Origin of the sequence: Rhizobium sp. BT-226, assembly GCF_025847085.2 — a bacterium.
In the GTDB taxonomy this organism is placed as follows: domain Bacteria; phylum Pseudomonadota; class Alphaproteobacteria; order Rhizobiales; family Rhizobiaceae; genus Rhizobium; species Rhizobium sophorae.
Map to the genome: position 1 here is coordinate 447,685 of NZ_JAOYTI010000003.1, position 24,448 is coordinate 472,132.

21 protein-coding genes and 2 pseudogenes are annotated in these 24,448 nt (G+C 61.3%); 16 read left to right on the forward strand and 7 right to left on the reverse strand.

Translation table 11 applies throughout. The annotated features are described in order from the left end of the window. The first annotated feature begins 1 nt into the window (after nucleotide 1). From OIU37_RS21665 to OIU37_RS21705, 9 genes are all read left to right on the forward strand, one after another. Nucleotides 2-769: an SDR family NAD(P)-dependent oxidoreductase gene (locus tag OIU37_RS21665; RefSeq protein WP_171603507.1), complete on the forward strand. Its 768-nt coding sequence runs from the start codon at nucleotides 2-4 to the stop codon at nucleotides 767-769. Between the two features lie 110 nt (nucleotides 770-879). Beyond that, nucleotides 880-2,112 carry a PotD/PotF family extracellular solute-binding protein gene (locus OIU37_RS21670; protein WP_129420987.1) on the forward strand — a complete coding sequence of 411 codons (1,233 nt, stop codon included), beginning with the start codon at nucleotides 880-882 and terminating at the stop codon, nucleotides 2,110-2,112. 74 nt (nucleotides 2,113-2,186) lie between these two features. After that, the gene (locus OIU37_RS21675) at nucleotides 2,187-3,293 is read left to right on the forward strand and encodes an ABC transporter ATP-binding protein (protein WP_180697350.1); all 1,107 of its coding nucleotides are present in this window, start codon (nucleotides 2,187-2,189) and stop codon (nucleotides 3,291-3,293) included. 41 nt (nucleotides 3,294-3,334) lie between these two features. Continuing rightward, nucleotides 3,335-4,216 carry a polysaccharide deacetylase gene (locus OIU37_RS21680; RefSeq protein ID WP_129420989.1) on the forward strand — a complete coding sequence of 294 codons (882 nt, stop codon included), beginning with the start codon at nucleotides 3,335-3,337 and terminating at the stop codon, nucleotides 4,214-4,216. Nucleotides 4,217-4,273: 57 nt separating this feature from the next. Then, nucleotides 4,274-4,606, forward strand: a complete 333-nt coding sequence (locus OIU37_RS21685; protein ID WP_129420990.1) for a hypothetical protein — start codon at nucleotides 4,274-4,276, stop codon at nucleotides 4,604-4,606. Then, a complete protein-coding gene (locus OIU37_RS21690) occupies nucleotides 4,599-5,669 on the forward strand; it encodes a GTP-binding protein (RefSeq protein ID WP_264258655.1) in 1,071 nt (356 codons plus the stop codon). The genes OIU37_RS21685 and OIU37_RS21690 overlap by 8 nt, the downstream gene beginning before the upstream one ends. Further along, nucleotides 5,669-6,889: a PotD/PotF family extracellular solute-binding protein gene (locus OIU37_RS21695; protein ID WP_180697347.1), complete on the forward strand. Its 1,221-nt coding sequence runs from the start codon at nucleotides 5,669-5,671 to the stop codon at nucleotides 6,887-6,889. The genes OIU37_RS21690 and OIU37_RS21695 overlap by 1 nt, the downstream gene beginning before the upstream one ends. Before the next feature lie 12 nt (nucleotides 6,890-6,901). Then, on the forward strand, nucleotides 6,902-8,263 hold the full coding sequence (locus tag OIU37_RS21700) for an amidase (RefSeq protein WP_171603511.1): 1,362 nt from the start codon (nucleotides 6,902-6,904) through the stop codon (nucleotides 8,261-8,263). A gap of 81 nt (nucleotides 8,264-8,344) precedes the next feature. Then, on the forward strand, nucleotides 8,345-8,533 hold the full coding sequence (locus OIU37_RS21705; RefSeq protein ID WP_319004758.1) for a hypothetical protein: 189 nt from the start codon (nucleotides 8,345-8,347) through the stop codon (nucleotides 8,531-8,533). Nucleotides 8,534-8,619: 86 nt separating this feature from the next. Here the strand turns inward: OIU37_RS21705 and OIU37_RS21710 are convergent. After that, nucleotides 8,620-8,787 (reverse strand): annotated as a pseudogene (locus OIU37_RS21710) (GTPase RsgA); the annotation flags it as partial. A gap of 396 nt (nucleotides 8,788-9,183) precedes the next feature. Here OIU37_RS21710 and OIU37_RS21715 point away from each other — a divergent pair. The 4 genes and pseudogenes from OIU37_RS21715 to OIU37_RS21730 form a co-directional block, all read left to right on the forward strand. Then, a pseudogene (locus OIU37_RS21715) lies at nucleotides 9,184-9,324 on the forward strand (LysR family transcriptional regulator); the annotation flags it as partial. A gap of 78 nt (nucleotides 9,325-9,402) precedes the next feature. Next, complete coding sequence (locus tag OIU37_RS21720) at nucleotides 9,403-9,657, forward strand: plasmid stabilization protein (protein WP_003550301.1); 255 nt, start codon at nucleotides 9,403-9,405, stop codon at nucleotides 9,655-9,657. Continuing rightward, on the forward strand, nucleotides 9,654-10,073 hold the full coding sequence (locus OIU37_RS21725) for a type II toxin-antitoxin system VapC family toxin (RefSeq protein WP_180697345.1): 420 nt from the start codon (nucleotides 9,654-9,656) through the stop codon (nucleotides 10,071-10,073). The genes OIU37_RS21720 and OIU37_RS21725 overlap by 4 nt, the downstream gene beginning before the upstream one ends. Before the next feature lie 322 nt (nucleotides 10,074-10,395). After that, entirely contained in the window at nucleotides 10,396-11,649 is a 1,254-nt protein-coding gene (locus OIU37_RS21730) for an MFS transporter (protein WP_180697411.1), read from the forward strand. Nucleotides 11,650-12,170: 521 nt separating this feature from the next. On the opposite strand, the gene OIU37_RS21735 is transcribed toward OIU37_RS21730, so the two are convergent. From OIU37_RS21735 to OIU37_RS21760, 6 genes are all read right to left on the reverse strand, one after another. Next, complete coding sequence (locus tag OIU37_RS21735; RefSeq protein WP_171603513.1) at nucleotides 12,171-12,653, reverse strand: MarR family winged helix-turn-helix transcriptional regulator; 483 nt, start codon at nucleotides 12,651-12,653, stop codon at nucleotides 12,171-12,173. Between the two features lie 129 nt (nucleotides 12,654-12,782). Further along, nucleotides 12,783-13,817, reverse strand: coding sequence for a leucyl aminopeptidase (locus OIU37_RS21740; RefSeq protein WP_264258656.1), 1,035 nt, complete (start codon nucleotides 13,815-13,817; stop codon nucleotides 12,783-12,785). A gap of 45 nt (nucleotides 13,818-13,862) precedes the next feature. Further along, the gene (locus OIU37_RS21745) at nucleotides 13,863-14,504 is read right to left on the reverse strand and encodes an N-carbamoylsarcosine amidohydrolase (RefSeq protein ID WP_180697344.1); all 642 of its coding nucleotides are present in this window, start codon (nucleotides 14,502-14,504) and stop codon (nucleotides 13,863-13,865) included. 55 nt (nucleotides 14,505-14,559) lie between these two features. Further along, complete coding sequence (locus OIU37_RS21750) at nucleotides 14,560-15,312, reverse strand: Asp/Glu racemase (protein ID WP_319004750.1); 753 nt, start codon at nucleotides 15,310-15,312, stop codon at nucleotides 14,560-14,562. Nucleotides 15,313-15,401: 89 nt separating this feature from the next. Further along, nucleotides 15,402-16,199, reverse strand: coding sequence for an alpha/beta fold hydrolase (locus OIU37_RS21755; protein WP_180697343.1), 798 nt, complete (start codon nucleotides 16,197-16,199; stop codon nucleotides 15,402-15,404). Then, nucleotides 16,196-17,332: an FAD-dependent monooxygenase gene (locus tag OIU37_RS21760; protein ID WP_131622147.1), complete on the reverse strand. Its 1,137-nt coding sequence runs from the start codon at nucleotides 17,330-17,332 to the stop codon at nucleotides 16,196-16,198. Before OIU37_RS21760 ends, OIU37_RS21755 begins: the two co-directional genes overlap by 4 nt. A 349-nt stretch (nucleotides 17,333-17,681) precedes the next feature. Here OIU37_RS21760 and OIU37_RS21765 point away from each other — a divergent pair, with 349 nt between their 5' ends. The 3 genes from OIU37_RS21765 to OIU37_RS21775 are packed head-to-tail and all read left to right on the forward strand — an operon-like array spanning nucleotide 17,682 to nucleotide 24,438. After that, nucleotides 17,682-18,206, forward strand: coding sequence for a (2Fe-2S)-binding protein (locus tag OIU37_RS21765; RefSeq protein ID WP_180697342.1), 525 nt, complete (start codon nucleotides 17,682-17,684; stop codon nucleotides 18,204-18,206). After that, nucleotides 18,203-21,742 (forward strand): molybdopterin cofactor-binding domain-containing protein, encoded by a 3,540-nt coding sequence (locus OIU37_RS21770; protein ID WP_264258657.1) that lies wholly within the window; start codon nucleotides 18,203-18,205, stop codon nucleotides 21,740-21,742. The genes OIU37_RS21765 and OIU37_RS21770 overlap by 4 nt, the downstream gene beginning before the upstream one ends. Nucleotides 21,743-21,753: 11 nt before the next feature. Next, entirely contained in the window at nucleotides 21,754-24,438 is a 2,685-nt protein-coding gene (locus tag OIU37_RS21775; RefSeq protein ID WP_180697340.1) for a carbohydrate-binding protein, read from the forward strand. The last annotated feature ends 10 nt before the right edge of the window (nucleotides 24,439-24,448 follow it).

Below are 24,448 nucleotides of genomic sequence, written 5' to 3' on the forward strand. Positions count from 1 at the left end.
CATGACTGGACCATCGAAACGTATTGCCATCGTCACCGGCGCCGGGATCGGCATCGGGCAGGCGACGGCCAAGGCGCTTGCCGCGCGGGGCGACCACGTCATCGTCACCGACATTCTGGAAAAGCAGGGAATGGAGACAGCGCAGGCCATTCTGTCGGCTGGCGGATCGGCGGAATTCGCGCTTTACGACGTGCGATCGACCGAGGCCGCCGAGGCGCTGGTGGCAGACGTAGAAACCCGCCACGGCGGTATCGATGTGGTCGTCGCCAATGCGGGGATCGCACACCGCACGCCGCTGGCAGATCTCACCGACGAAAAGTGGGACCTGACCTTCGATATCGATCTCAAGGGCATTTTCCGGCTGGCGCGGGCGGCGGCTCCCGGCATGCGTTCGCGCAAATCCGGCAGCATCGTCGCGCTCTCCTCGATCATGGGAATTGCCTATGGCTGGGACGAGCATGTGCATTATTCGGCGGCCAAGTCCGGCGTCATCGGCCTCGTGCGCGGTCTGGCCGTGGAATTGGCGCGAGACGGCGTGCGGGTCAACGGCATCGCGCCCGGATACATCCGCACGGCGCAGCTTCTGTCGGAAGAAAATTCTCTGGGTCCGGCGGGCGCTGAAAAAGCCGCCGAATTCATCCCGATGGGGCGGCTCGGCACGCCCGAGGATATAGCGGATGTCATCGCATTTCTGGCGTCGAACGACGCGAGATACATGACCGGCCAGGTGCTGGTCGTGGATGGGGGCCTCTTGGTGGGGCGCTACTGAACCGTCAAGGCTGCATGGCGAGCGTTATCGCCGCCTGCGGCCTGCGGAGACTGAAGAATGGGCCGCGATCAAACGGGGTTCGGGGAACAACAATCAACTGGAGAAGAGACATGTCCAACATGGAAATCAATCGCCGCTCCCTTCTGAAGCGGTCCGCAGGCATGATGGCGCTCGCCATGGGCGGCGGCACGCATCTTCTGTCGTCTCGCGCAGCCTATGCCCAGGCTGCCGATCTTGCCGGCCAAAGCCTGCGCACCATCGGTCTTTCGGTGACGGTTCAGGAGCGTATTCTGGAAGAGTTCAAGAAGGCGTCCGGCGTCGGCAGCACGTCCGGCACGGCGGCGACCTTCCCGGATGCACAGACCAAGATCCTGTCCGGTTCGAAGGATTACGATTGCTGGGAAATCATCGCCGAGCGCCTGCCGTCGATCGTCATGACCGACAATGTCGAGGTCATCCCGGCCGCATCGTTGAAGAACTGGGCGAACATTCGCGAGGTGTTCACCAAGCCGAGCGACAAGTGGGATGTGAAATCGCAGATCACCGGCCAGATCTGGGCCGACGAGGCGCAGACCACGCTCAACATGGTGCCTGCCGTCTATAACTACGATTCGATCGGCTACAATCCCGATGTCGTCAGCGCCGAGGAAGCCAACACCTGGGCGGCGATCTTCGATCCGAAGTGGAAGGGCAAGTCCGGCCTCAACACCGACCCGCTGATCGCTTTCGGCCAGGCCATCATGGCGATGAACACGCTGGGCCTTTCCGATGTCAAGAACCCCGGCAATGCGACGGCGGCGGAAATCGACGAGGCGGCCGCATTCCTGATTTCGAAGAAGAAGGAAGGTCAGTTCCGCGCGCTGTGGGGTGATTTCGGCGAGCTCGTCAACTTGATGGCATCGGGCGAAATGGTCGTCTGCGACGCCTGGCAGCCGGCGGTCATGGCCGTCAAAGCGCAGGGCAAGCCCTGCAAGTACGCGGTGCCGAAGGAAGGTTATCGCGGCTGGGCGATCGGCCCAACGATGATTGCCGGTACGACCAACAAGGAAGCCGTTATCGCCTATGCCGACTACTGGCTTTCCGGCGAGCCGGGCATCGCGGTTTCCGAGCAGGGCTACTATTCGCCTTCGACGAACATCAAGGATGTCATGGCGCCGGAGAAATATGCCTTCTGGTATGAGGGCAAGCCCTGGGTCGGCGCGGAAGAGCGCGGCATCAAGGAAGGCGATCTTCGGGACGGTGGTTCGCTTGAGGAGCGCGCGGCTAATGTCGCCTATTGGCACCAGTGGCCGGATGAATACGACCACCTCATCCAGAAGTGGGATGAGTTCCTCAGCGCATAAGCTTCTTTCTACCCTCCCCCTCTCAAGGGGAGGGTACACAATCAGACGTATCCCACACCGTCCGGAGCAACCCCATGATCTACGACCTCGAACTCAGAAATGTTGGCAAGGTCTACGACAACGGCACACCGGCCGTCATCGATTTCAACCTTTCGGTCACCAAGGGCGAGTTTATCGCGTTTCTCGGACCGTCCGGCTGCGGCAAGACGACGACGCTACGGATGATCGCCGGCTTCGAGGGGATTTCCTCCGGCGACATGATGATCAAGGGCATGCGGATGAACGACGTGTCACCGCAGGGGCGGCCGACCTCGATGATCTTCCAGAGTTATGCGTTGTTTCCGCACATGACCGTGCGCCGCAATGTCGGCTACGGTCTGGAGGTCAAGGGCATGGCAAGGGCGGAGCGTGATGCCAAGGTCGATCGCATCCTTGCGACACTCGGCCTGGAGGATATCGCCGATCGCAAGCCGGACAAGTTGTCGGGTGGCCAGCGCCAGCGCATCGCGCTGGCGCGTGGTCTCGTCGTGGAGCCGGATATACTGTTGCTCGATGAGCCGCTCGGCGCGCTCGACGCCAATCTGCGCAAGGCGATCCAGAACGAATTGAAATTGCTACAGAAGACACTAGGCATCACCTTCATCTTCGTCACCCACGCGCAGTCGGAAGCACTGGCGTTGTCCGACCGCATCGTCGTCATGAATCAGGGCCGCATCGAGCAGATCAGCCCGCCGCATCAGCTCTATACAAGGCCGAACACGCCGTTCGTGGCGCAGTTCATCGGCCGCAACACGATCTTTCAGGGCGAGGTGCAGGGCGGCGACGGGGAAAACACCGTCGTGTCCACCCCTGTCGGCATGCTGTCGGGGCGCGCCAATGGTGCCGTGCCCGGCAAGGCCAAAGTCAATCTGGTCATTCCCGCTGAAGCGATCGAGGTGCATGCGGCAGACACCCAGTTGCGCGAGCGTCTTGTCGGCAAGATCGGCGGCAATGTCGTCGATGCGCGGATCGAGCATTTCGCCGTGGTCGGCCACGTCTCGCACCTGACGGCCAGCCTGCCGGACGGGCGTTCCGTCGCGCTCGAGGCCCATATCGATAAATACCAGCCGGAGACCTTTCCGGTCGGCGCCGGCGTTCTTCTGTCGTGGAGTCCGGCGGAAGCAACCGTCATTCCCCACTGAAACGACACTCTCTGACAAGAAACTAAAAGGAGACATAACCCATGGCGAAGGAAATCTTTTGCAGCTTCGGCGTCGACGTCGATGCCGTTGCAGGCTGGCTCGGATCGTATGGCGGCGAGGATTCGCCGGACGACATTTCGCGCGGGCTTTTTGCCGGCGAGGTGGGCAGCCCACGCCTGCTGAAGCTGTTCGAGCGTTTCGGTATCAAGACGACCTGGTTCATCCCCGGTCACTCGATCGAGACCTTTCCGGAGCAGATGCAGGCGGTGGCTGATGCCGGCCACGAGATCGGCATTCATGGCTATACCCATGAAAACCCGATCGCGATGACCCGCGAGCAGGAAACCGAAATTCTCGACAAGTGCATCGATCTCGTCACCAAGCTTTCCGGCAAGCGGCCGACCGGCTATGTCGCGCCGTGGTGGGAGTTTTCCAACGTCACCAATGAATTGCTTCTTGAGCGCGGCATCAAGTACGACCACTCGCTGATGCACAACGACTTCACGCCCTATTACGTGCGTGTCGGCGACAGCTGGACCAAGATCGACTATTCGAAGAAGCCGTCCGACTGGATGGTGCCGCTGAAGCGCGGCCAGGAAACCGACCTGATCGAAATTCCGGCTTCCTGGTATCTCGACGACTTGCCGCCGATGATGTTCATCAAGAAGGCGCCGAACAGCCACGGTTTCGTCAATCCGCACGATATCGAGCAGATGTGGCGCGACCAGTTCGACTGGGTCTATCGCGAAATGGATTATGCCGTCTTCCCGATCACCATCCATCCGGATGTCGCCGGCCGTCCGCAGGTGCTGATGATGCTGGAGCGGCTTTTTGCGCATATGAGCAAGCATCCGGGCGTCAAGTTCGTGACCATGAATGAAATCGCCGACGACTTTGCCAAGCGCTTTCCGCGCAAAAAGTAAACGGCAAGACGAGGAGCGGGCGGTGTCCGCTCCTTTCACATATTTCAAGGAAATACTATGTGCTCGCTGTGCGGGGTTCTCGGAGGAAATGAACACTGGGCCGATGCGGTGGCGCGGCCCGGCGTTTTTACGCGCAATGTCGAGCGGATCGATCGGCGTCGCGAGCGTGCCAACCGGGTGCGGGTGGCAAACCAGGTGCTGGCGGGCTTCGGCATGACGTTGTCGGACTGGCAGGGGGCGTCCTTCGTGCTGGCGACGCGTACCGGCAAAAGCGAAATCATCGAGGATCTCGGGCACCTCTGGCCGGCTGCCGAGCGGCTTTCAGGCCGGATCTGCGATCCGCTGAACATCGACATCATCGAGCGGATGGAGGCCGGGCGTCATGATTGATAGCCCTGCCTTTACCCCCGTCAACCTCCTCACCGGCTTCCTCGGCTCCGGCAAGACGACCTTGCTGAAACGCCTGCTGACCGACCCGGCGCTGGCTGATACGGCCGTGCTCATCAACGAATTCGGTGAAATCGGTCTCGATCATTATCTTCTCGAGCGGATCGATGAGACGATGGTGTTGCTGCAATCGGGATGCCTCTGCTGCACGGTTCGCGGTGAACTGGCTGATGCGCTGCGCGACCTGCATTCCAGGCGCGAGCGTGGGCTCATTCCGAATTTCAAGCGCGTGGTGATCGAAAGCACCGGCCTTGCCGATCCCTTTCCCGTGCTGTCGACGCTGAAGGCCGACCCGGTGCTGCGGCATCACCTCCGGCCGGGCAACGTCATCGCGACGGTCGATGCCGTGAACGGCATGCGCCAGCTCGATACCTATATCGAATCCAACCGGCAAGCGGCGATCGCCGACCGGCTGATGTTGACGAAGACGGACATTGCCGATGAAGACGGTCTGGACCTTCTTCGGGAGCGGCTGCGGCGGATCAACCCCGATGCCGCTCTGCTATCGACGGCCGATAAGGAGCTGGATGTCGCGGGGCTGTTTGACGAGGCTGTTGCCACACGTGGCAGCATCGCTCAATCGCCGAGCGGCTTTTATTGCGAAACGCCGGCCATGCTGAAGACGGCCGACGGCGGCACCCATCGGGCGGCTGTCACCTCCTTCGTCATGAGCGTCGAGGGCGCCATAGACTGGACTGCGTTCGGCGTCTGGCTGACCATGTTACTCCACCGGCACGGCGAACGGGTGCTGCGGGTGAAGGGCATCCTCAATCTTGAGGGCGAGGCCCGGCCCGTGGCCATCCATGGCGTGCAGCATCTTGTTCACCCGCCCACGCATATGGCTGCCTGGCCCTCGGACGATCGCCGCTCGCATCTCGTGTTTATTGTTGACGGACTCGATGCCAGTCTGCTGAAACGGTCCTTCGAGGCCTTCACCCTCGCAGGACCGGTGCCCTCCCTGGCCGGGGGAGCACCGTCAGCACGACAGGACGTCCAGACCTCTTGATGAACAAGCATCAGCCAAAGCCGCAACCACCTGCCACGCCTGCACTCCATCTTCAGGGCAGGCCGAAGCTGCGCGTACTCGGCACGGCGATTTCCCTGCTGGAGGAACTACGTCTGCAGGCCGAGCAGGATCTCGGCATCGACGTCACCTTCGACAATAACGACTTCCTGACGACGCAGCATAAGGCGGCGCAGGAGCCGGGTAGCTACGATATTTACGACCAGTGTTTCCACAATCTGGATATCGTCTGGTACTGGCGCGCGGTGCAACCGATTGATACCAGCCGGATCAAGCTCTGGTCTGAGATCAACGATCTCACCAAGACCGGGCACATCGGCCCGAATGCGCGGCTGGGACAGGGCGATGTACCGGCCAAGAAGCTGTTCGTACAGCCGAACCTCGCGCTTGGCGATACGCCATCGCCGCGCATTTCGATGTTGCCGACGACGCACAATTTCGACAGTTTCGCCTACCGTACTGACGTGGTGAAGCATACCATCGAGATGAATTCCTGGGCGTCGCTGCTGAACGAGAAATGGGCGGGCCGCGTCTCCTTGGTCGATGAGCCGGCCATCGGCATTTTCGATGCGGCGCTGGCCGCGCAGGCGGCAGGACTGATGTCGTTCAACAATATCGGCAATATGACGGTGGCCGAAATCGACCGGCTGATCGATCTACTGAAAGCACGCAAGAAGGACGGTTTCTTCCGGGAGTTCTGGCGAACGGCAGAGGATGCCGCTCGCTTGATGGTCGACGGTGAAACCGATGTACAGAGCATGTGGTCGACGGGGATTAACATTCTGAATGGGCAGGGCATTCCCGTCGAGCAGGCGGTCCCCGTCGAGGGCTACCGAGCCTGGCATGGCGGTCTGTGCCTGTCAAAGGATCTGAGTGGCCGGATGCTTGATGTCGCCTACGAATATCTGAACTGGTGGATATCAGGCTGGCCCGGTGCCGTCGTCGCGCGTCAGGGTTATTACATCTCGACGCCGCAACGTTCCCGGCAGTTCATGATGCCGGCAGAGTGGGATTACTGGTACGAGGGGCTCCCTGCCGCCACCGATCTTCCCGGCCCGGATGGATCGGTGCGAATTCGCAAGGGCAGTATAAGGGCCGGCGGGTCATACTGGCAAAGGGCAAACTGCATCGCCGTTTGGAACACGACGATGGATGAACACAATTATCTCGTCCGCCGGTGGATGCAGCTTGTCGGACGGTAGAAGAGGAAATGGATGATGCCGTCTCACGGTGGAAAAACAGTCGCCCAGCTTTCCGTGCTGATCCAGAACGGCGCGCTTGATCCGGTGGCGCTCGCTGAGGAAACGTTTATCGCCATTGACAGCTGCAAGGACCAGTCGATCTTCGTCAACCTGCTGGAACAGCGGGCGAGGGCTGAAGCCGCCGCTTCGTCCAAGCGCATCAGGGATGGTCGTTCGCTTGGCCTGCTCGACGGCATTCCGGTCGCCTGGAAGGATCTTTTCGATATCGAGGGGCTTGCAACAACGGCCGGCTCCACCGTGCTCAAAACATCGGTACCCGCAACTCGGGACGCCGATGTCGTTGCGGCGCTTGCCGGGGCCGGCATGGTCAGCATCGGCCGGGTCAATATGAGCGAGTTTGCCTTTTCAGGGCTCGGCATAAATCCTCACTACGGAACGCCGCAGAACCCGGCCTCGACCGATGGTGCACGGTTGCCCGGCGGTTCTTCGTCCGGCTCCGGCGTTGCGGTGGCATCCGGACTGGTGCCGGTTTCGATCGGGACGGACACGGGCGGATCGGTTCGCATTCCGGCAGCCTTCAACGGCATCGTCGGCTACAAGGCAACCCGCGGCCGCTATTCCATGCGGGGTGTTTTCCCGCTGTCGAAAAGCCTCGATTCGCTCGGGCCGCTCTGCCATACCGTGCAGGATGCGGTGTGGATCGATGCGGCGATGCGCGGCCTCGGCACACCCGATGTTCGCCGTAGCTCGGTCGAGGGTCTTTCGCTCGTCGTTCCCGAAACCATCGTTTTCGATGATGCGGAAGCGGGCGTGGTGTCGGCCTTCGAGGTGGCCTTGAAGCTGCTGGAAAAGTCCGGGGCAAAAATTCGGCGGCAGGCGTTTCCGGCCTATGCCGCAATCTTTGAGCTGATGGCGAAATACGGCCCGCTGGTGACGGCCGAAGCCTTCGTGCTGCACCGGGAACGTTTGGCGGGACCGGAGGCCGAGGGAATGGACCCTCGCGTGGTTGCTCGCACGCGGCTGGGCGAGAAGATCACCATGACAGGCTATATCGAGACGTTGGCCGCCCGTGAGCATCTGATGGCGGAATTTGCGTCAAGCATCGGACCGGGCGAACTGGTCGTGTCGCCGACCTTGCCGCATGTCGCGCCCCTGACCGCACCGCTTTTGACCAACGACGAGCTTTTCGTGAAAACCAATGCCAAGACGTTGCGCAACACGCTGATCGGCAACTTCCTCGACGGCTGCGGTGTCTCGATCCCCTGTGGCGCCGGCGACGCCGGCATGCCTGTCGGTCTGCTCCTTTCCGGCTTGCCGAATGGCGACGAGCATTTGCTTTCGGTCGCGCTGGCCACAGAAGAAGCCATACGATAGCTCCAATCTGACTGTGCTATGCTTGCTGATTGCTGAAGCACTCGGTCTGTACTGACTTCGCGAGGATTACCTTCTAGCGTGATGCTCCGCGCTCGGCATGACAATGCAGGCGTGATCACGATCGAGATAAAGAGGATGTCATTCCTCCTCATCGATGAGAGGCAAGGATTGCGACCGCGCCTCATATCGCGGTTGTTCAAAGACATATCCCTCACAAGCGGGAGCGGCCGCTTGCAGGGTCTTCTTCTTGACCGCAATCCCAATCATTGAGCGCTCACGCCATCCCCCAGCCCAGCCGATTCAGGTGGCGGATTGTGGCTGACGCCGATGAGCACCGTCGCAGACATTCAACACTTTCAATATTTCTTCTTGCGAACGATCTTGTTGCTGCGGGGTCCGCTCACGACCGGTGTTCGGTCGCTGATTTCGGCAAGCAGGCTCCGCCAGCGTTCGAGGCGATCGACGCCCAGGGCACCGCTTGCGACAGCTGCCTGGACCGCGCACCCAGGTTCATGGGCATGGGTGGCCTTGATCCGGATCAGCCGGTGCGATGCGACCGAGCTTGATCGGTAACTTCCCGAAGGCGCCGCCGTCTGTTTGAGGATTCATCCTCAAAAAGGAAGTCAAACGGAATTCCGGCTGCTGAAACAATCGCCCAAAGGACTCGATACTCGGATTTACCTTGCCGGCTTCAGCCGTGACGCGATCGGATTGGCCAGATTGGCTTTAACTGCAAGCGCGCAGGGGGCTCGTTGAAGCTCCATTCAGGCGAAGAGCGTCACCTCTGAAAATCCTTCACAACTTGCGCAAAACTATCACCTCTTCTTCATTTTGTGAACATTAATCACCAGGCCCAAGAGCAAGTCGGTGGTCGATGAGCCAAGACTTTCAACCGGAGACCTTCTACGGCCGCTTCGTCGGGGATCTTGAGCGAGGTCGATCTTAGTGCCGAGATCACACGGGCGGTGGCCGGCAAGACCATCCGGCAGATCAGGATCGGCACCGTCTATCGGGCCACAACCGGCGTGCTGCCGGCGTTCCTTTCAAAGATCGCCCGCAAGCCGCGTATCAATCTTGACGATTGATATCATTGTGCATATGTTGATGTCAGCGACATCGTTTTTGTTAGGTTGACATCAATGCCGGCGGTCACCATTCGCAATCTGTCTGATGAAACACATCGCGCCCTACGGGTGCGAGCAGCTCATCATGGCAGAAGCACAGAGGCCGAAATCCGTGACATTATCGAGGCCGCCGTTCGCCCGTCTGAACGCGTGAAGCTCGGCTCTTTACTTGCGGCCATCGGTCGTGACGCTGAGCTCTCCAATAGCGACGTTGAAGCCTTGCAGCAAAATCGCGATAAGGCGCCTGCTGAACCCATGACTTTCGAATGATCCTGTTGGACACCAACGTGATATCGGAGCCGTGGAAACCGGTTCCTGATGGAGCAGTGGTCGCTTGGTTGGACGCCCAAGCCATCGAAACTCTCTTCGTTTCCGCAATAACAATTGCTGAACTTCGTTTTGGGATCGCTGCTATGCCCTCAGGCAAACGGCAAACTATCCTTCGCGATCGCCTGGAGGACGAAGTGCTTCCGCATTTTGCCGAACGCATCCTGCCTTTCGGTCTTGCCGCCAGCCAATTCTACTCGGAACTGATGGCGCGCGCTCGAGTATCCGGGAAGGCGATCAGCAAGGCGGATGGATATATTGCAGCCACCGCCATAGCGAACGGCCTTGCCGTCGCAACTCGCGACACAATCCCTTTTGAGGCCGTTGGGTTGAAAGTGATTAACCCCTGGCTCCCATGAACATCATGTGGTTTTAGGTACCGTTGGGCGAAGAAGCCGGGGCAGATCATCGACATCGCAGGCGAGCACGGCGTCTTCCACATCAAGGCCGACGGCTACCGGCGGCTGATCCGCCGGACAAGCACCAGCGCTGACATCGACGAATTATTGCGAGTGAGTCGGACTTTGGTCCGATGGTAGACAGATAATGGTGGGGGCTTGAGGATGGGCCTGTCAAACAGGTATTCAAAGGGCCGAAGCTCGTCATACGAGACGGATGCACTTGGCGTTAGTCGAGAGCCTTCAGTTCATAATCGGATCCTGAGGAGCTCTCGCCGTGGCCATGTTTGAAAAGCGGATGACTGCGGCAGGTGGATCCGGTTCTGGCGACGTCGACTCTGGGTATGCCTGGTGGCGGCTGGTACTCACGTTGATCCTCGGCACCGTTGCCTGCGTCGGCAATTGGTCCGTCGTGGTGCTTCTTCCAACCCTGCAAGTCGAGTTCGACACGGTGCGTGGCGGTGCCTCGCTTCCCTATACCTGCACGATGCTTGGCTTTGCCTTTGGCGGGGTTGTAATGGGGCGTCTGGCCGATCGGGTCGGCATCGTCGTGCCAGTGCTGATCGGCGCGTTCCTGCTTTGCGTTGGCTACATCCTGGCTGCCCTTACCACCAATATCTGGCAGTTCGCAGCCTTCTCGCTGGTAATCGGCCTTGGATCTGCTGCCGGCTTCGCGCCGCTGATATCCGACCTCTCTCTTTGGTTTAGCAGGCACCGGGCGCTCGCAGTCGCCTTTGCGGCCTCGGGCAGCTATCTTTCCGGGGCGGTTTGGCCGATGGCTATCGAGCATTTCCAGACGACCCAGGGCTGGCGTGCAACCCATGTCGGAATCGGCATTTTCATCCCACTGGTGATGGTGCCCATCGGTCTGTTGTTGAAGCGGCGTCTACAGACCCTAACCTATGTCCAGGCCGAGGCGGTAACCGAAGCAGCACGCAACGAACTGGGCCTAAGCCCGAACGCGTTGCAGGTCGTCCTCGTCGTCGCGGGCTTTGCGTGCTGCATGGCAATGTCAATGCCGCAGGTCCATATCGTCGCCTATTGCGGGGATCTCGGCTACGGTGTGGCGGTGGGCACGCAGATCATCGCCTTGATGCTTGGATTGGGTGTGGTCAGCCGATTGGCATCCGGGGCAGTCGCCGACCGGATCGGTGCCGGGCCGATGTTGATCCTCGGTTCCTCAATGCAGGCGGCAGCGCTGCTGCTATATCTGTCTTTCAACAGCAAGTCGTCGCTTTACGTGATCTCCGGCCTGTTCGGGCTATTCCAAGGCGGCATAGTTCCGATGTATGCCGTGATTATTCGAAAATATTTGCCGCCACGTGAGGCAGGTATCCGGATTAGCCTGGTGTTGATGGCGACCGTACTTGGCATGGCTTGTGGGGGCTTAGCCGCTGGTTACATTTTCGACGCCACCGGCTCTTACCGCCTGGCCTTCCTGCATGGCTTCCTTTGGAACTGCGTCAACCTTGCTTTGGTGAGCTGGTTGATCCTATGGCCCAGGCTGCGTCGGAGGCAGCAAGCGATGGCGACGTGAACAGGGGCATTTCTCGCCCCGCAACAATGCTCTCGATTTACTGCGCAACGCGCTAACCAAAGCTTCTCGATTCCACACTTTATAACCCCACCCCCTGATTTGTGGACACCGGACCCGCCCCCGTTGTCAAAGGGTTGGGCAGATCACTAAGAGACACCTGCTACCAAGGCCAGCATCATCCCGCTCCGAAGAGCGGCGCGAGATCGAATTGGGCATTGGCACTCACTGCAGTCTTCATCATTCGGTGGGCGCTTGGCATCTATGACGGGATGATGGCGCCAATGCTTAAATGGGTTGGTTGACGGTACGACGAAATGTGTCCGACCGAAGACAATACTCGCGGCAATCCGATGACGGTCTCTTAGAGCAAGGGACTGGCAGCCCCGCGACGCTCGCAACCGTTCAACTCCTCGGCGATTTCATCTGCGTCCCGCTTTCGAAGTCGCACCAGATCCTACCACGACGATGCCGGCCATGAGGTCGATACCACGACACGCCATCATGGCAGGGCGCCAATCTCGTCACCGCTCTCCAACCTCATCGTCCGCGATTTTGCGAAGAAGATACAGCAGCGCAATTCTCTCCGCCGGATTGAGGGGAGAGACGGTTTTCTCGCTGATGAGATATGCACGAGGATACATGTCCTGAAGCAGCGCCTCACCCTTCGGCAGGAGAGAAATCACGACCTTGCGGGCGTCGGCTTTGTCTTTGGACAGATCGATCAATCCACGTGCTTTCAGACGCTCGACGATCCCGCGGATGGTCGCCTGATCGACCGAGGTGGCCTTCACCAATTCGACCTGCGAGCTCGGGCCGAGATCGTGTAGCGCGCAGAGCGTGACGAACTGGACCGATGTCAGGTCTGGGTCACTGGCGTTGGCCTGGAAGATCGAGAGATGCCGCTGATAGGCTTTGCGCAGCAAGTGACCCACCTGCTCGGTAACATCATAGACGGTTTCTGACACCGCGGCTTCACGTGGGCGTTCGGTGTCTTTGACAATCATGTTAGCGGGTCCATCGGTTGCGGCGTCTAGTGCGTCCAATGCAGGAAACACCACAGCGTGTTTCACCGGTCAAGGTATACGAGGCTCGACCAGCTTGGCGTGTTTTCACGCCAAGCTGGCCGGTTGCGATCACGATTTGACGGTGTGCTGCATTTCCTTGACGGCGATATCACCGTTCAGGACCATCGGCTCATCGTCGAGAAAGAGCGAGCAATTGCGCATCGGGATATCGAGATGGCAGGCCGTGTCGTTCGGGCCGCCCAGTTCATTGTTCGGGCCGGTCGAGAACATGACATTGCCGTAGAACGAGCGGGCCTCCATGCCCATGCCGCCCGGAAATTCGCCGGGCACCATGCGATGCCACTTGGCGTTCTGATTAAGACCCCAGCCGACATGGCTCATGCCCATGCCACGCGGATCGTTGAAACCGTCCATGTAGGATTTGACCAGCTCGGCGTCGAGACCGCCGCGAATGTCGGTGATCCAACCGTTTTCAATGGTGTAGTAGATCGGATCGCGCACGTAGATGTTCTGCGGCAGCAGAATATCGCCCGGAGCAACGACGATCGTACCGTCGACGCCGTCATCGTCACCACCGGTGAAGACAAAGCCGGATGGCCAATGATCCCAGCGGCCCGGCTCATCGGTGCACGCATATTCCGTGACGGCCGGATAGGTGTTGAGTTTGTAGGTGACATCCGTGCCATGGTCCGAGGTGATCCGCATCACCTTCGCCTTGGAGAGCAGGTCTCCGGCAAATTCCACGCGCTCGCGCAGTTCCTTTGTCGGCAACATGCGGGCAAGAATTTCCGGCGGTTCGACGGCGGTCAGGATGCGCGTTCCGGCCGCCTGGATCGCCATCTGTTCCGGGCTGAAGAGCAGGAAGATGCAATCGATCAGCATGTCGGCGGCCTTCAGGGCCTCGACCGCGTCAGGCATTGCCGCGAGCCCTGTCTGGCCCACTGCCCATGCACCCGCCGATGGCACCGGCGGCAAACGCATGTGATACATCTTGGCCCCAAGACGCATGCCCGCCGCCATGAAGGCGTCGGCATAATCGAGGCGCTCGTTGCCCTGGGTCAGGACGATGAGTTTTTCGCCCTCGTGGACGCCCGACATCTTCAACTGATGCAGGCAGATTTCGGTGAAGCTGAATTGATCCATGCTCGTTCCCCTATCTTACGTGAAGGCTTGGCTGTTTTTGCAAAGTTACGGACAGTCGGACGTGATCTTGGCGACTTCGGCGATGGCATCCTCCCTCGAAACGACATCGCCATACTTGCTGTCGATATCGAAGAGGTTGGCATTGTGCGGATCGGGGTGCCGGTCGCCGACGCAATCGCGCACGACGATGGTCCGGAACCCGTGCTGGACGGCATCCACCGCACTTGCGCGAATGCAGCCGCTTGTCGAGCATCCGGCAAGAATGACGGTATCGATACCCTGCGTGTGAAGCAGAGAGGCAAGGCTGGTGCCGAAAAAGGCGCTGGCATATTGCTTGACGATGACCAGCTCGCCCTTTTCCGGCTCGACGCCATCGCAGAATTCGGCCAGCACGTTGCCCTCGACCATGGCCTTCATGACCGGAGCCTTCTTCACCCACATGCCGCCATCGGCGCAGTTCTCGGCGAGATAGAGAATGCGGGTGTGGATGACGGGAATGCCTGCGGCGCGCGCCACAGCCAGAAGTGCTGGTGTTTGTGCGGCGGCATCGACGACACCCGGCGCATAGAGCGGCGCACCTTCCACCGTGTAGGCCTTCAGGAAGTCGATCACCAGAAGGGCCGGCCGCCGGCCGAAACCGATGCGGTTGCCCCAAACGCCCTGATAGTTGGTTTCAGCACTCTGCATGGGGCACTCCTTGTTTTCCTCCGCCGCAATGCGGCCGGAAACGACAAATTCAGGTTCAATAAGCGCCGGACAGGAGCGCGCCGGCACCCGGCACGACGGCTTCCAGTCCCAGTGATTTCAGCATGCAATAGGTGGTCGCCACGGCGGCGGTGAGCACCGGTTTGCCGGTCATGGCCTCGACCTTGGCGATGGCGGACAGCGACGGCATCTGCACGCAGGCCGAAAGCACGATGACATCGACATCGGAAAGATCGAGCGTCTGGACGATGGCTGGCAGGTTTTCCGGATCGTGGCGGGCAACATCCAGATTGTCGGGAATTTCAAGCGCCCGCCAATCCATCACTTCGAAGCCTTCCTCGCGAATATAGTTCACGACGAGTTCGGTCAGCGGCTTCATATAGGGCGCGACGACGGCGATCTTCTTCGCCTTCATCACCTTCAGGCCCTCGATCAGCGCGCCGGCGCTGGTAACGACCGGGATGTTCGTGTCGTTTTCCTGCGTGCGGCCGGTCAGTCGCTTTTCCGACTGGCGATGGTAGCCGAGGCCCATCGCCATGATGGCGACGAGGCAGGCATATCCCAGCACGTCGACGCGGGCATCGGACAGTTCGATGGCGCACCGATCGGATTCGGCGTCCATGGCGGCCAGTTCTTCCTTGACCACCTTCTTCATGCGCATGCGGCTGGAATGGAAGGTGAAGCGCTCCGGGCGGATCAGCTGGCGAGCCATCAGCATCGCCGGAATTTCCGTCTCCATCGTTGTGTTGGAACTCGGCACGATCTGGCCGATACGATAGGGTTTCTGCACGGACGGCTCCTTTGATGAGTGAGCGGGCGCACATTGGGCGCTCTCGCTGCGGCAATAAAAATGGCGGGCCAAAGACTCGCCATTGGCGTTTATCGGGAGAGGAAATCTCCAAGCGCCTCGAAGAAGCCGTCGAGATCGTCCCAAGGGATCATGTGGCCGGCATTCGGGACGCGGCTGATCTCGATAGCGGGATTGAGCCCATGGATTTCCGCTACATCTTCCGGCGCAATCACGCCACCACGTCCCGCGACCATCAGCATCGACGGCTGCTTCAGCGTGGCGAAATCCGGGAAGATGTCGTCCTGGTGGAAGTCCTTGAAGGCGGTGACGATGGCAGGCTCGAAGCAGGTGTGCAGCCATTCGGCACGCAACTGAAGCTGGCTTTCCGTCCATGTCGGGCAAAACGCCTTCATGCCCTCGGCATCGATGCCTGCCAGCGCGAGGCTAATGCTATCGACATACCAGGGCAGCTTGCTCGGATAAGGCCGGCGGCCCGGCCCGGAGACTGGGGGATCGATAAGGGCGAGGCGGGAGAACTCGCCGCCGGTATTTGCCGCCCGCATGGCGATGCGCGCACCCATCGAATGGCCAAGCAGTGCAGGAGCGCCAACACCGAGCGCCTGGGCAAGGCCGATGACGTCGGCGGCCATGGCATCGAGACCGTAGTCGAGATCCGGACCGGTCGAGGACAGGCCGCGGCCCCTGACATCGAGAACGTAGACGTCATGGCGTTCGGCAAGGCGCTCGGCAACGAAGCCCCAGGTGATCGCCGGGCTGGTGATGCCGGGAATGAGGATGACCGGCCGACCCTTGCCGCCATAGCGGAGGTAATGCTGGCGAATGCCGTTGGCAGAGACATTCGCGCCGTACAGAAGGGCCGCGCTCATGCGACGCTCTTGTCGAGGATAGGCTCGGCATAGACGTCGTAGCCGTAGACCCATGAAGGATCTTCCTGCGTCTGCAGGAACGTATTGGCGTTGGACACGGTCTGAACCTGCGTCGCGCGATCGCGTCGGCTGGCCTCATAGAGGCGGAAGGCGGTCGCGTAATCCTGCGATCCGGTTTCCTCCAGGCATCGCGCCAGCATGGCCGCATCCTCGATCGCCATGGCGGCACCCTGAGCCATATGCGGTTTCATCGGGTGGCAGGCATCGCCGAGCAGGACCATGCGGCCCTGGCTCCAGAGCGGTAGCGGGTTACGGTTGAACAGCGGCCACTTGGTGACGTCGTCGGTCGCTTCGATCAGCGCCTGGATGACCGGATGGTATCCGGCAAAGGCTTCCGACATTTCTTCGCGGCTGCTCTGCACGAAAGCGCCGTCGAATTCCCAGGCGGGGTGCGGGACGCCGGTCACGTAGTAATATTCGTCGCGGCGGCTGGTGGTGTAATAGACCATCATGTGGCGATCCGGCCCCCACCACTTGACGCAATCCTCGAAGGTCAGGTCGAACTTCTTCAGCTTTTGCGCCGAGATCATCGCGCGATGACCGACCCAGCCGCTATAGTGCGGCTTTTCGGCGCCCAGCAATGTCTCCCGGACGCGCGAATTGATGCCGTCGGCACCGATCACGATCGTGGCGCGCGCCGAGGTGCCGTCCTGGAATTCGAGGTAGACATCCGAGCCATTGTCTTCGAGGCGGGTCAATCGCTTGTTGAACTGGACGGTGCCGGGAGTCATGGTGTCCATCTGCAAGGCAGAGAGATCGCCGCGATGGACGGTACAATAGGTCGCGCCATAACCTTCGAGCGGAATGCGGGAGAGATAGTCTCCCGTCAGGCCATCCCGGCTGAACCAATAGGCCGGCGTGCTGCTGATATCGATCAGCTTCTGGTCCATGCCGATGCGCTGGAAGATCTTCAGGACATTCGGTCCCATGTGGATGCCGGCGCCGAGGCGGGAAAAGCTCGGGGCCTGTTCAAAGATCTGGACGTTGAAGCCGGCATGCTGGAGCAGCGCCCCCGCCGCCGCGCCGCCGAGGCCGGCACCGATGATCGCGATCTTTTCATTTCCCGTGGACATGGCGACCCCTTTTTCCGTTTTTCAACGTATCGCTCTGGCGATAGGCGAATTGGCTTACTTATAGCGTATACGCTTTAAAATGCAACAGAGAGCAAGCATTTCGTGGCGGCTGGTTTCATTGGATACCCAAGCGTAACGCGTTTTTCGACGTTTGCAACAACGAAATTCGACTTGCCAGTGCTCCATATGAAGCGTATACGCTATTTATATAAAAATGAGGGCAGTAGATGCGTAATGTCGGTGACAGTCGCATCGTTATGATGCGCACGCGCCGCCAAGGCGCCCGCCGTATAACGATCCGTCCAGTAGCAAAAGGCCTGGCTATTTGCGCGATGCTGGAGGAGTTCCCGTGAAGCCTCCCGTTTCCGTTTCACTGAATGTCAACGACGCTCTTTGGCGCGTTAGCGCGAAACCGGAAACACCGCTTCTTTACATCTTGCGTAACGACCTGTGCCTGAATGGACCGAAATATGGCTGTGGCCTGGGCGAATGCGGCGCCTGCGCGGTTCTGGTTGACGGCCGTCCGGTGCGGTCTTGTACTGTGCCGCTTGGCGCGATCGGCAAACGACGCGTGATCACGCTCGAGGGGCTGGCCGTGGATGGCCTTCTGCACCCGGTACAGCAGGCTTTCATCGACGAGGCGGCGGCGCAATGCGGGTATTGCCTAAACGGCATGATCATCGCCACGGTTGGACTGCTTCAGCGAAATACGGATCCCGACGAGGGTGATATTCGCGATGCTCTGCGGCACCATCTCTGCCGGTGCGGAACGCATGTTGAGATACTGGCCGCTGTGCGGCGCGCCGTAACCCTTACCAAAGCCGGCCGGCCAGTCGACTCGATGACCGACGACATGACGGAGGTTTTGCGATGAACCACCGCGAAGTACCCAAGTCCGCCTACATGGCAGCCGCGAGCACGCTTCTCATTGTCAATGACGCGTCGATGGGCGACGCCGCCGAGCTTTATATCGCTGTAGGGGCCGATAGCCGGGTGACAGCGTTCAACGGCCACGTCGATCTCGGGACAGGCATCCGCACGTCGCTGGCGCAAATCGTCGCCGAAGAGCTCAGCGTGCCGTTCGAACAGGTGGACATGGTGCTCGGCACGACGACCGCCGCGCCCAATCAGGGAGCGACCATTGCCAGCGAAACCATCCAGATCACCGCGATACCGCTGCGCCAGGCCGCCGCCACCGCCCGCCACCATCTGCTCGTCAAGGCCGCCGAGAAGGTCGGCCTGCCGATTGAGCGGCTGCGGCTGGAGGAAGGCGTCATCCGTGCCGACGGCGGCGAGAACTGGCAGCTGAACTTCGGCGATGTTGTCGTCGGCACCCATGTCAGGCTGTCGATCGACAGCAATGCGGCGCTGAAGCCGGCTTCGGACTATAAACTGGTTGGCTCGTCGCGCCCGCGCGTCGATATTCCCGAGAAGGCAACCGGGCGCTGGACCTATGTCCACGATGTGCGCGTGCCTGGCATGCTGCATGGCCGCGTTATTCGCCCGCCATATGCCGGATTCGATCACGGTGAGCATGTCGGAAACAGCTTGATCTCGATCGACGAGACCACGGTCGCGCATATCGACGGGCTGGTCGGCGTCGTCGCCATCGGTGATTTCGTCGGTGTTGTCGCGACCCGTGAGGAAATCGCTATTGAGGCGGCGAAAAGCCTGCAGGTCGTGTGGCGCGCGCCGCCCGAGTGGCCGGATTTGAACATGCCGGAGAAGGCGCTGCGCGCCAATCCGTCGACGCCACGCAAGCTTGCCGATCGCGGCAATGTCGACATGGCATTGGCCGACAGCGCCCAGCCGATGAACCGCACCTATGTCTGGCCTTACCAGATGCACGGTTCGATCGGTCCGTCATGCGCGGTGGCCGATTACAATGACACCGGGCTGACCGTCTGGTCGGGAACCCAGAACCCTTATCCCATGCGCCGCGATCTGGCGCTGCTGCTCGACATGCCGGAAGAGCAGATTAGGGTCGAGCGGCTGGAGGCGGCCGGCTGTTACGGCCGCACCTGCGCCGATGACGTAACAGCCGACGCGGCGCTGCTGTCGCGGGCCGTCAAGGCACCCGTCCGGGTCCAGCTGACGCGCGAACAGGAACATGCCTGGGAGCCGAAGGGCGCCGCCCAGATCATGGATGTGCGCGGCGGTCTCGACCTGGAGGGAGGTCCGTCCGCCTATGATTTCGAAACGCGCTATCCCTCCAATCTGGCGCCAACCCTTCCCCTGATCCTCACCGGCAAGCTGCCGCCCGTTTCCGACGTCGTGCAGATGGGCGATCGTACCGCCATCCCACCCTATGCCTACGGCAACCTGCGCGTAACCGTGCACGACATGCCGCCGATCGCACGCGCCTCCTGGTTCCGTGGCGTGTCGGCGATGCCGAATACATTCGCCCACGAATGCTACGTCGACGAGCTGGCCGCCGCCGCCGGCGTCGATCCGGTCGAGTACCGGCTCCGTTATCTCCACGACCCACGCGCCGTCGACCTGGTGCACGCGCTTGCCGAACGGGCGAAGTGGGTGCCGCATACGACATGGGGCACGCTTGGCGGCGAAGGCGATCTGCTCTACGGCCGTGGATTTGCCTATGCCGTCTACGTCCACGGGCCGTTTCCGGGCAAGGCCGCCGCCTGGGCGGCATGGGTTGCCGATGTCGCCGTCAACAAGAAGACCGGCGAGATCGCGGTTACCAAGGTGACCTGCGCACAGGACTCGGGAATGATGATCAATCCCGACGGCGTGCGCCACCAGATCCACGGCAACATCATTCAGTCCACCAGCCGGGTTCTGAAGGAAAAGGTCGAATTCTCCTCGACCGCCGTGCAGTCGAAGGAATGGGGCGGCTACCCGCTGATCACCTTCCCCGAGGTGCCTGATATCGACGTGCTGATGCTTCCGCGCCAGGACGAGCCGCCGCTCGGCGTCGGAGAGTCCGCCTCCGTTCCCAGCGCCTCGGCCATCGCCAATGCCGTCTACGATGCCACCGGCATTCGTTTCCGCGAACTGCCGCTGACGCCGGAACTGGTCCTTGTCGCGCTGAACGGCAAGACGAACGAAACGCCGGCCACCCCGCTTGCGGAAAAGCGGAGGTGGTGGAACGTCGGCCTCTCGGCGATCGGTGCCGTCGCCGCTCTGTCCGGTATCGTGACCATGGCATCGCCATGGCGCCCGGCGATCGGCACCATCCAGCAGCCGGACGCCAATGTCTACAGCGCCGCCACCATCGAGCGCGGCCGGCTGGCGGCCGCGGCCGGCGCCTGCAATGTCTGCCATGTCGGAAACGACGGGACACCCTTTGCCGGTGGCCGGCGCTTCGACACGCCATTCGGCGCAGTTTATGCCACCAACATCACGCCAGATGTCCAAAGCGGCATCGGCGCCTGGTCCTACCCGGCCTTCGAACGTGCCATGCGCGAGGGCATCAGCCGCGACGGCCATCACCTCTATCCCGCGCACCCCTACACCTCGTTCGCCGGCGCCGAGGATGCCGATCTTCAGGCGCTCTACGCCTACATGATGACGCAGGCGCCGGTCGCCGAAAAAGCGCCGGAGACGAAGCTCAAATTCCCCTACAGCATCCGCGCAATGATGGCGGGCTGGAACGCGCTGTTCCTGAAGGCGCAGCCGTTCAAATATGTCGAGACCCGCGACGCGCAGTGGAACAGGGGGGCCTATCTCGTCGAGACCCTGGGCCACTGTTCGGCCTGCCACACCGAGCGCAATGTGCTCGGCGCGGAAAAGAGCGGCAGCGCCCGGCTTGCCGGCGGCTTTGCCGATGGCTGGGAGGCGCCCGCCCTGAATGCGTTCGCCAACGGCCCGGTCGGCTGGACTGCAGACGCCTTCTATGACTATCTGCGCACCGGACATTCGCGCGATCACGGCAGTGCGGCCGGCCCGATGGCGCATGTCGTCGAGGTCATGCAGCCGCTGCCGGACAGTGATATCCGCGCAATGGCCACATATCTCGCAAGCCTCAACGAGGCCCCCGCCGATAGCAAGGCGCAGAGCCAGGCGGCCCTTGCCGCGAGCGAAGCGGCCAAGGCTTCCGCCGCGCGCATATCGCCGAAGGGCGAGCGGCTGTTTAGTGGCGCCTGCGCCACATGCCACACTGGAAACACGATCCTGTCGTCGCTGGCGCTCAACAGCAATCTTCATGCGGCGACCCCGGACAATCTCATCCAGGCAATCCTGAAGGGTGTCGAGGCGCCGGCAATCCTGGCGCAGACGACCGGTCGCCAAGCCCCTGAAGTGATGTCGATGCCGGCTTTCCGCCAGACGCTGAACGACGGCCAGATCAAGGATCTCGCCGATTATCTGAGAGCGCGCTTCGCCCCCGACAAGCCGGCCTGGACGGAAACGACCAAAGCCATGCAACGCGTAACGGCAGCAAGCCACTAGGGAGAGACGAGTTGGAGCAGATCCGAACCGGACAGGATATCGGCGGCCGCGACTTGTTCGAGAACCCGACAGCAGCGTTTCGCCCGTCGGCCTACTGGTTCTGGCATTCGATCCCGGCAGAGGACGTTTGCCACGCGCAGCTCGCCGATTTCAAGTTGAAGGGGATCGGCACGATCCTGATCCAGGCCCGTCTCGCAATGTCGCGCGATGACTACCTGTCGCCGGCCTATCTGGACGCCTATCGTGTTGCGGCTGGGATTGCCGGCAAGCTGGGCCTGAAGCTCGGAATCTACGACGATTACAACTGGATCAGCGGTCACGCCGGCGGCCGGACGGTCGTGGACCGCGACGACCTGCGCGAGCGCCACCTGTTCTGGTCGTCCTCGGGAGAGGCGCAGGGCGAGATCAGCGGCGTCCATCCGCCGTTCACCCGCAAGATGGGCGCCGATATCGTCGCGTGGCATTATGAGGGGGGCATCGTCGAGTGGTGCGAATGGACCGTCGAGGCAGCGCTGCTGCATCCGTCGGTCGGCATCGACAGCCTCGATCAGGTGGTCGATGTCACGGCGCGGACATCCATCATCGAAAGCGACGGAATATCCTGCACCCATGTGTTCGACGGTGTACCCGCCGAGGGGCAAATACTCACGGTGTTCGTCAGCGCCCGGTCGACGACCTCGCGGTTGATCAATTATCTCCTGCCGGAGGCTGCGGAGCGGTTCATCGAAGTCGGACTCGATCCGCTGATCGAGGCGCTAGGCGATCTCGTGCCAGACCCCGTCGGCTTCGTATTCTACGACCAGCCGGCGGCGGGTTTCTACAAGTGGAGCCAGATCTCCGGTGACCTCGGCAACAGCCTGCTCTATGCGCCGACGCTGCCGGACGTCGTGTCGCGCGGCACAAGCGAAACCTTCGCCAGGGCCCTGCTGGCGCTGGTGCGTGGCGTCGGGCCTGAAACCCTGCGGCTGCGCGCCCAATTCTACGCCGCCTATTCGGCCCTGATGAACGAGGCCTTCTCCGGCACGTTGCGCCGATGGGCCGAGGGCAGGGGGATCGTCCTCACCGGGCACGAGATCCTGCCGCACGTCAGTTCCTGGTCGCTGAACGGCGGTTTTACCAGCATCGACCCCAGGGTGGCGCTTGCCGTGGATTTCTTCGGCATCGATGCCTACCGGCATGAGACGGCCGTTGATTCCAACAATTTCGTGGCGCAGCTGGCGCCGAAGCTCGGCGACTCCGTTGCCCGTTCGAATGGTCGCAGCCGATGCGTCGTCGAAACCTACGCCAGCGCCGAGCGAACGCCCGTTCGCGCTGCCGGGCAATGGGAACTGACCCTGGAAACGATGCGGGCGCAGGCCATCCGGCTTCACTGCCTCGGGACCCGACAGTTCCTCTGGCACGGCGTCTACCAGACGGACGGGCGCGACAACGATCCGACGCCGTTTTCCAATCCACGTTTCGATTTCGGGCCGGGCATCAATTTCGAGCCGTGGTGGAGCTACCACGATCTGTTTGCCGAGGAGACGGCACGGATTTCCGCCTTCATCGAGGGGGCCACGCCCCGCACGCCGGTTGCGATCCTTTATCCTCTTCATACAGGCTTCGCAGAAGGGCCTCGCCACAGCCATGCAACCCATATCGGCGCCTGGTGCGAAGGGCTCTTGGCAGACGGCTGCGACTTCATGTTCGTCAGCGAGGCCGATTTGGCGACCGCTACGATCGAGAACGGCCGCCTGCGCACGTCCGGCCTTGTTTTCGATGCTGTCGTTCTGCCGTCCGTCACCGTGCTCGAGGCGACGAAGACCTTGCACACGCTCGCCGTCTTCAAGGCGGCGGGTGGCGCTGTCTGGTCTTCAGGCGAGCGGCTCTCCACCGTCTGCGATGGCGCAGCGGGGCGTGCCGTCGGCACGTCGATCCATCTCGAAGGAATGCCCGGCAAAGGCGACATCACCGCTCTGTTGCAGTCGCTTCGGTCATCGGGTCCAGATCTTGCCTGTCATTCCGCGGGCAGACCCTGGCAATGGGTGGGGTATGAGGCCGCTGGTTGGTGGCGGGTTGTGCTGTTCAACGATGGCGCATCGCACCTCATCAGTGAGATTTCCTGCGGCGACGGTTTCGCGTGCGAGGTCTGGTCCGCGACGACGGGAGACGTGGGAAAGGCAACCGCCTTCAGCCACTTGACAGTCGCGCTCGCGCCCCAGGAGGTGCAATGCATTCGACTGGGCGAGACGACGCAGAAGACCACTGTGCAAGGCCATCTCGAGCACCAGCCGCTGCTTGCCGCGGCTCGTGCCATATCGCTTGTCGACGGCTGGAGCTTCGCGCCCGGCCCTGACGCGGGATTCGTGCCGATCTCGGTGGTTGCAGGGTGGGAAACGCAGGGTTTTGCCGGTTTCTCCGGTACCGGCATTTATCGGCTGGCGCTCGAAATCGGCGATGAGGCCGAATGGGTCCTCGAATTGCCCGAGGTCCACACGGTGGTCGCGGCGCTGCTCGATGGCCGGCAGATCGATCGAAGAGGCTGGCGCCCCTACCGCTTTGCTCTGGGGCGGCTGCTTCCAAGCGTCCATTCGCTGGAACTTCGCGTCGCCAACACGGCCGCAAATCGCTACTACATCAACACGCCTTATCTCGGTGACACCGCCGACAAGAGCGGCTTGTCCGTCGCACCGAAGCTCATCCAGCTGGCAAACTGACCGGAAGTTA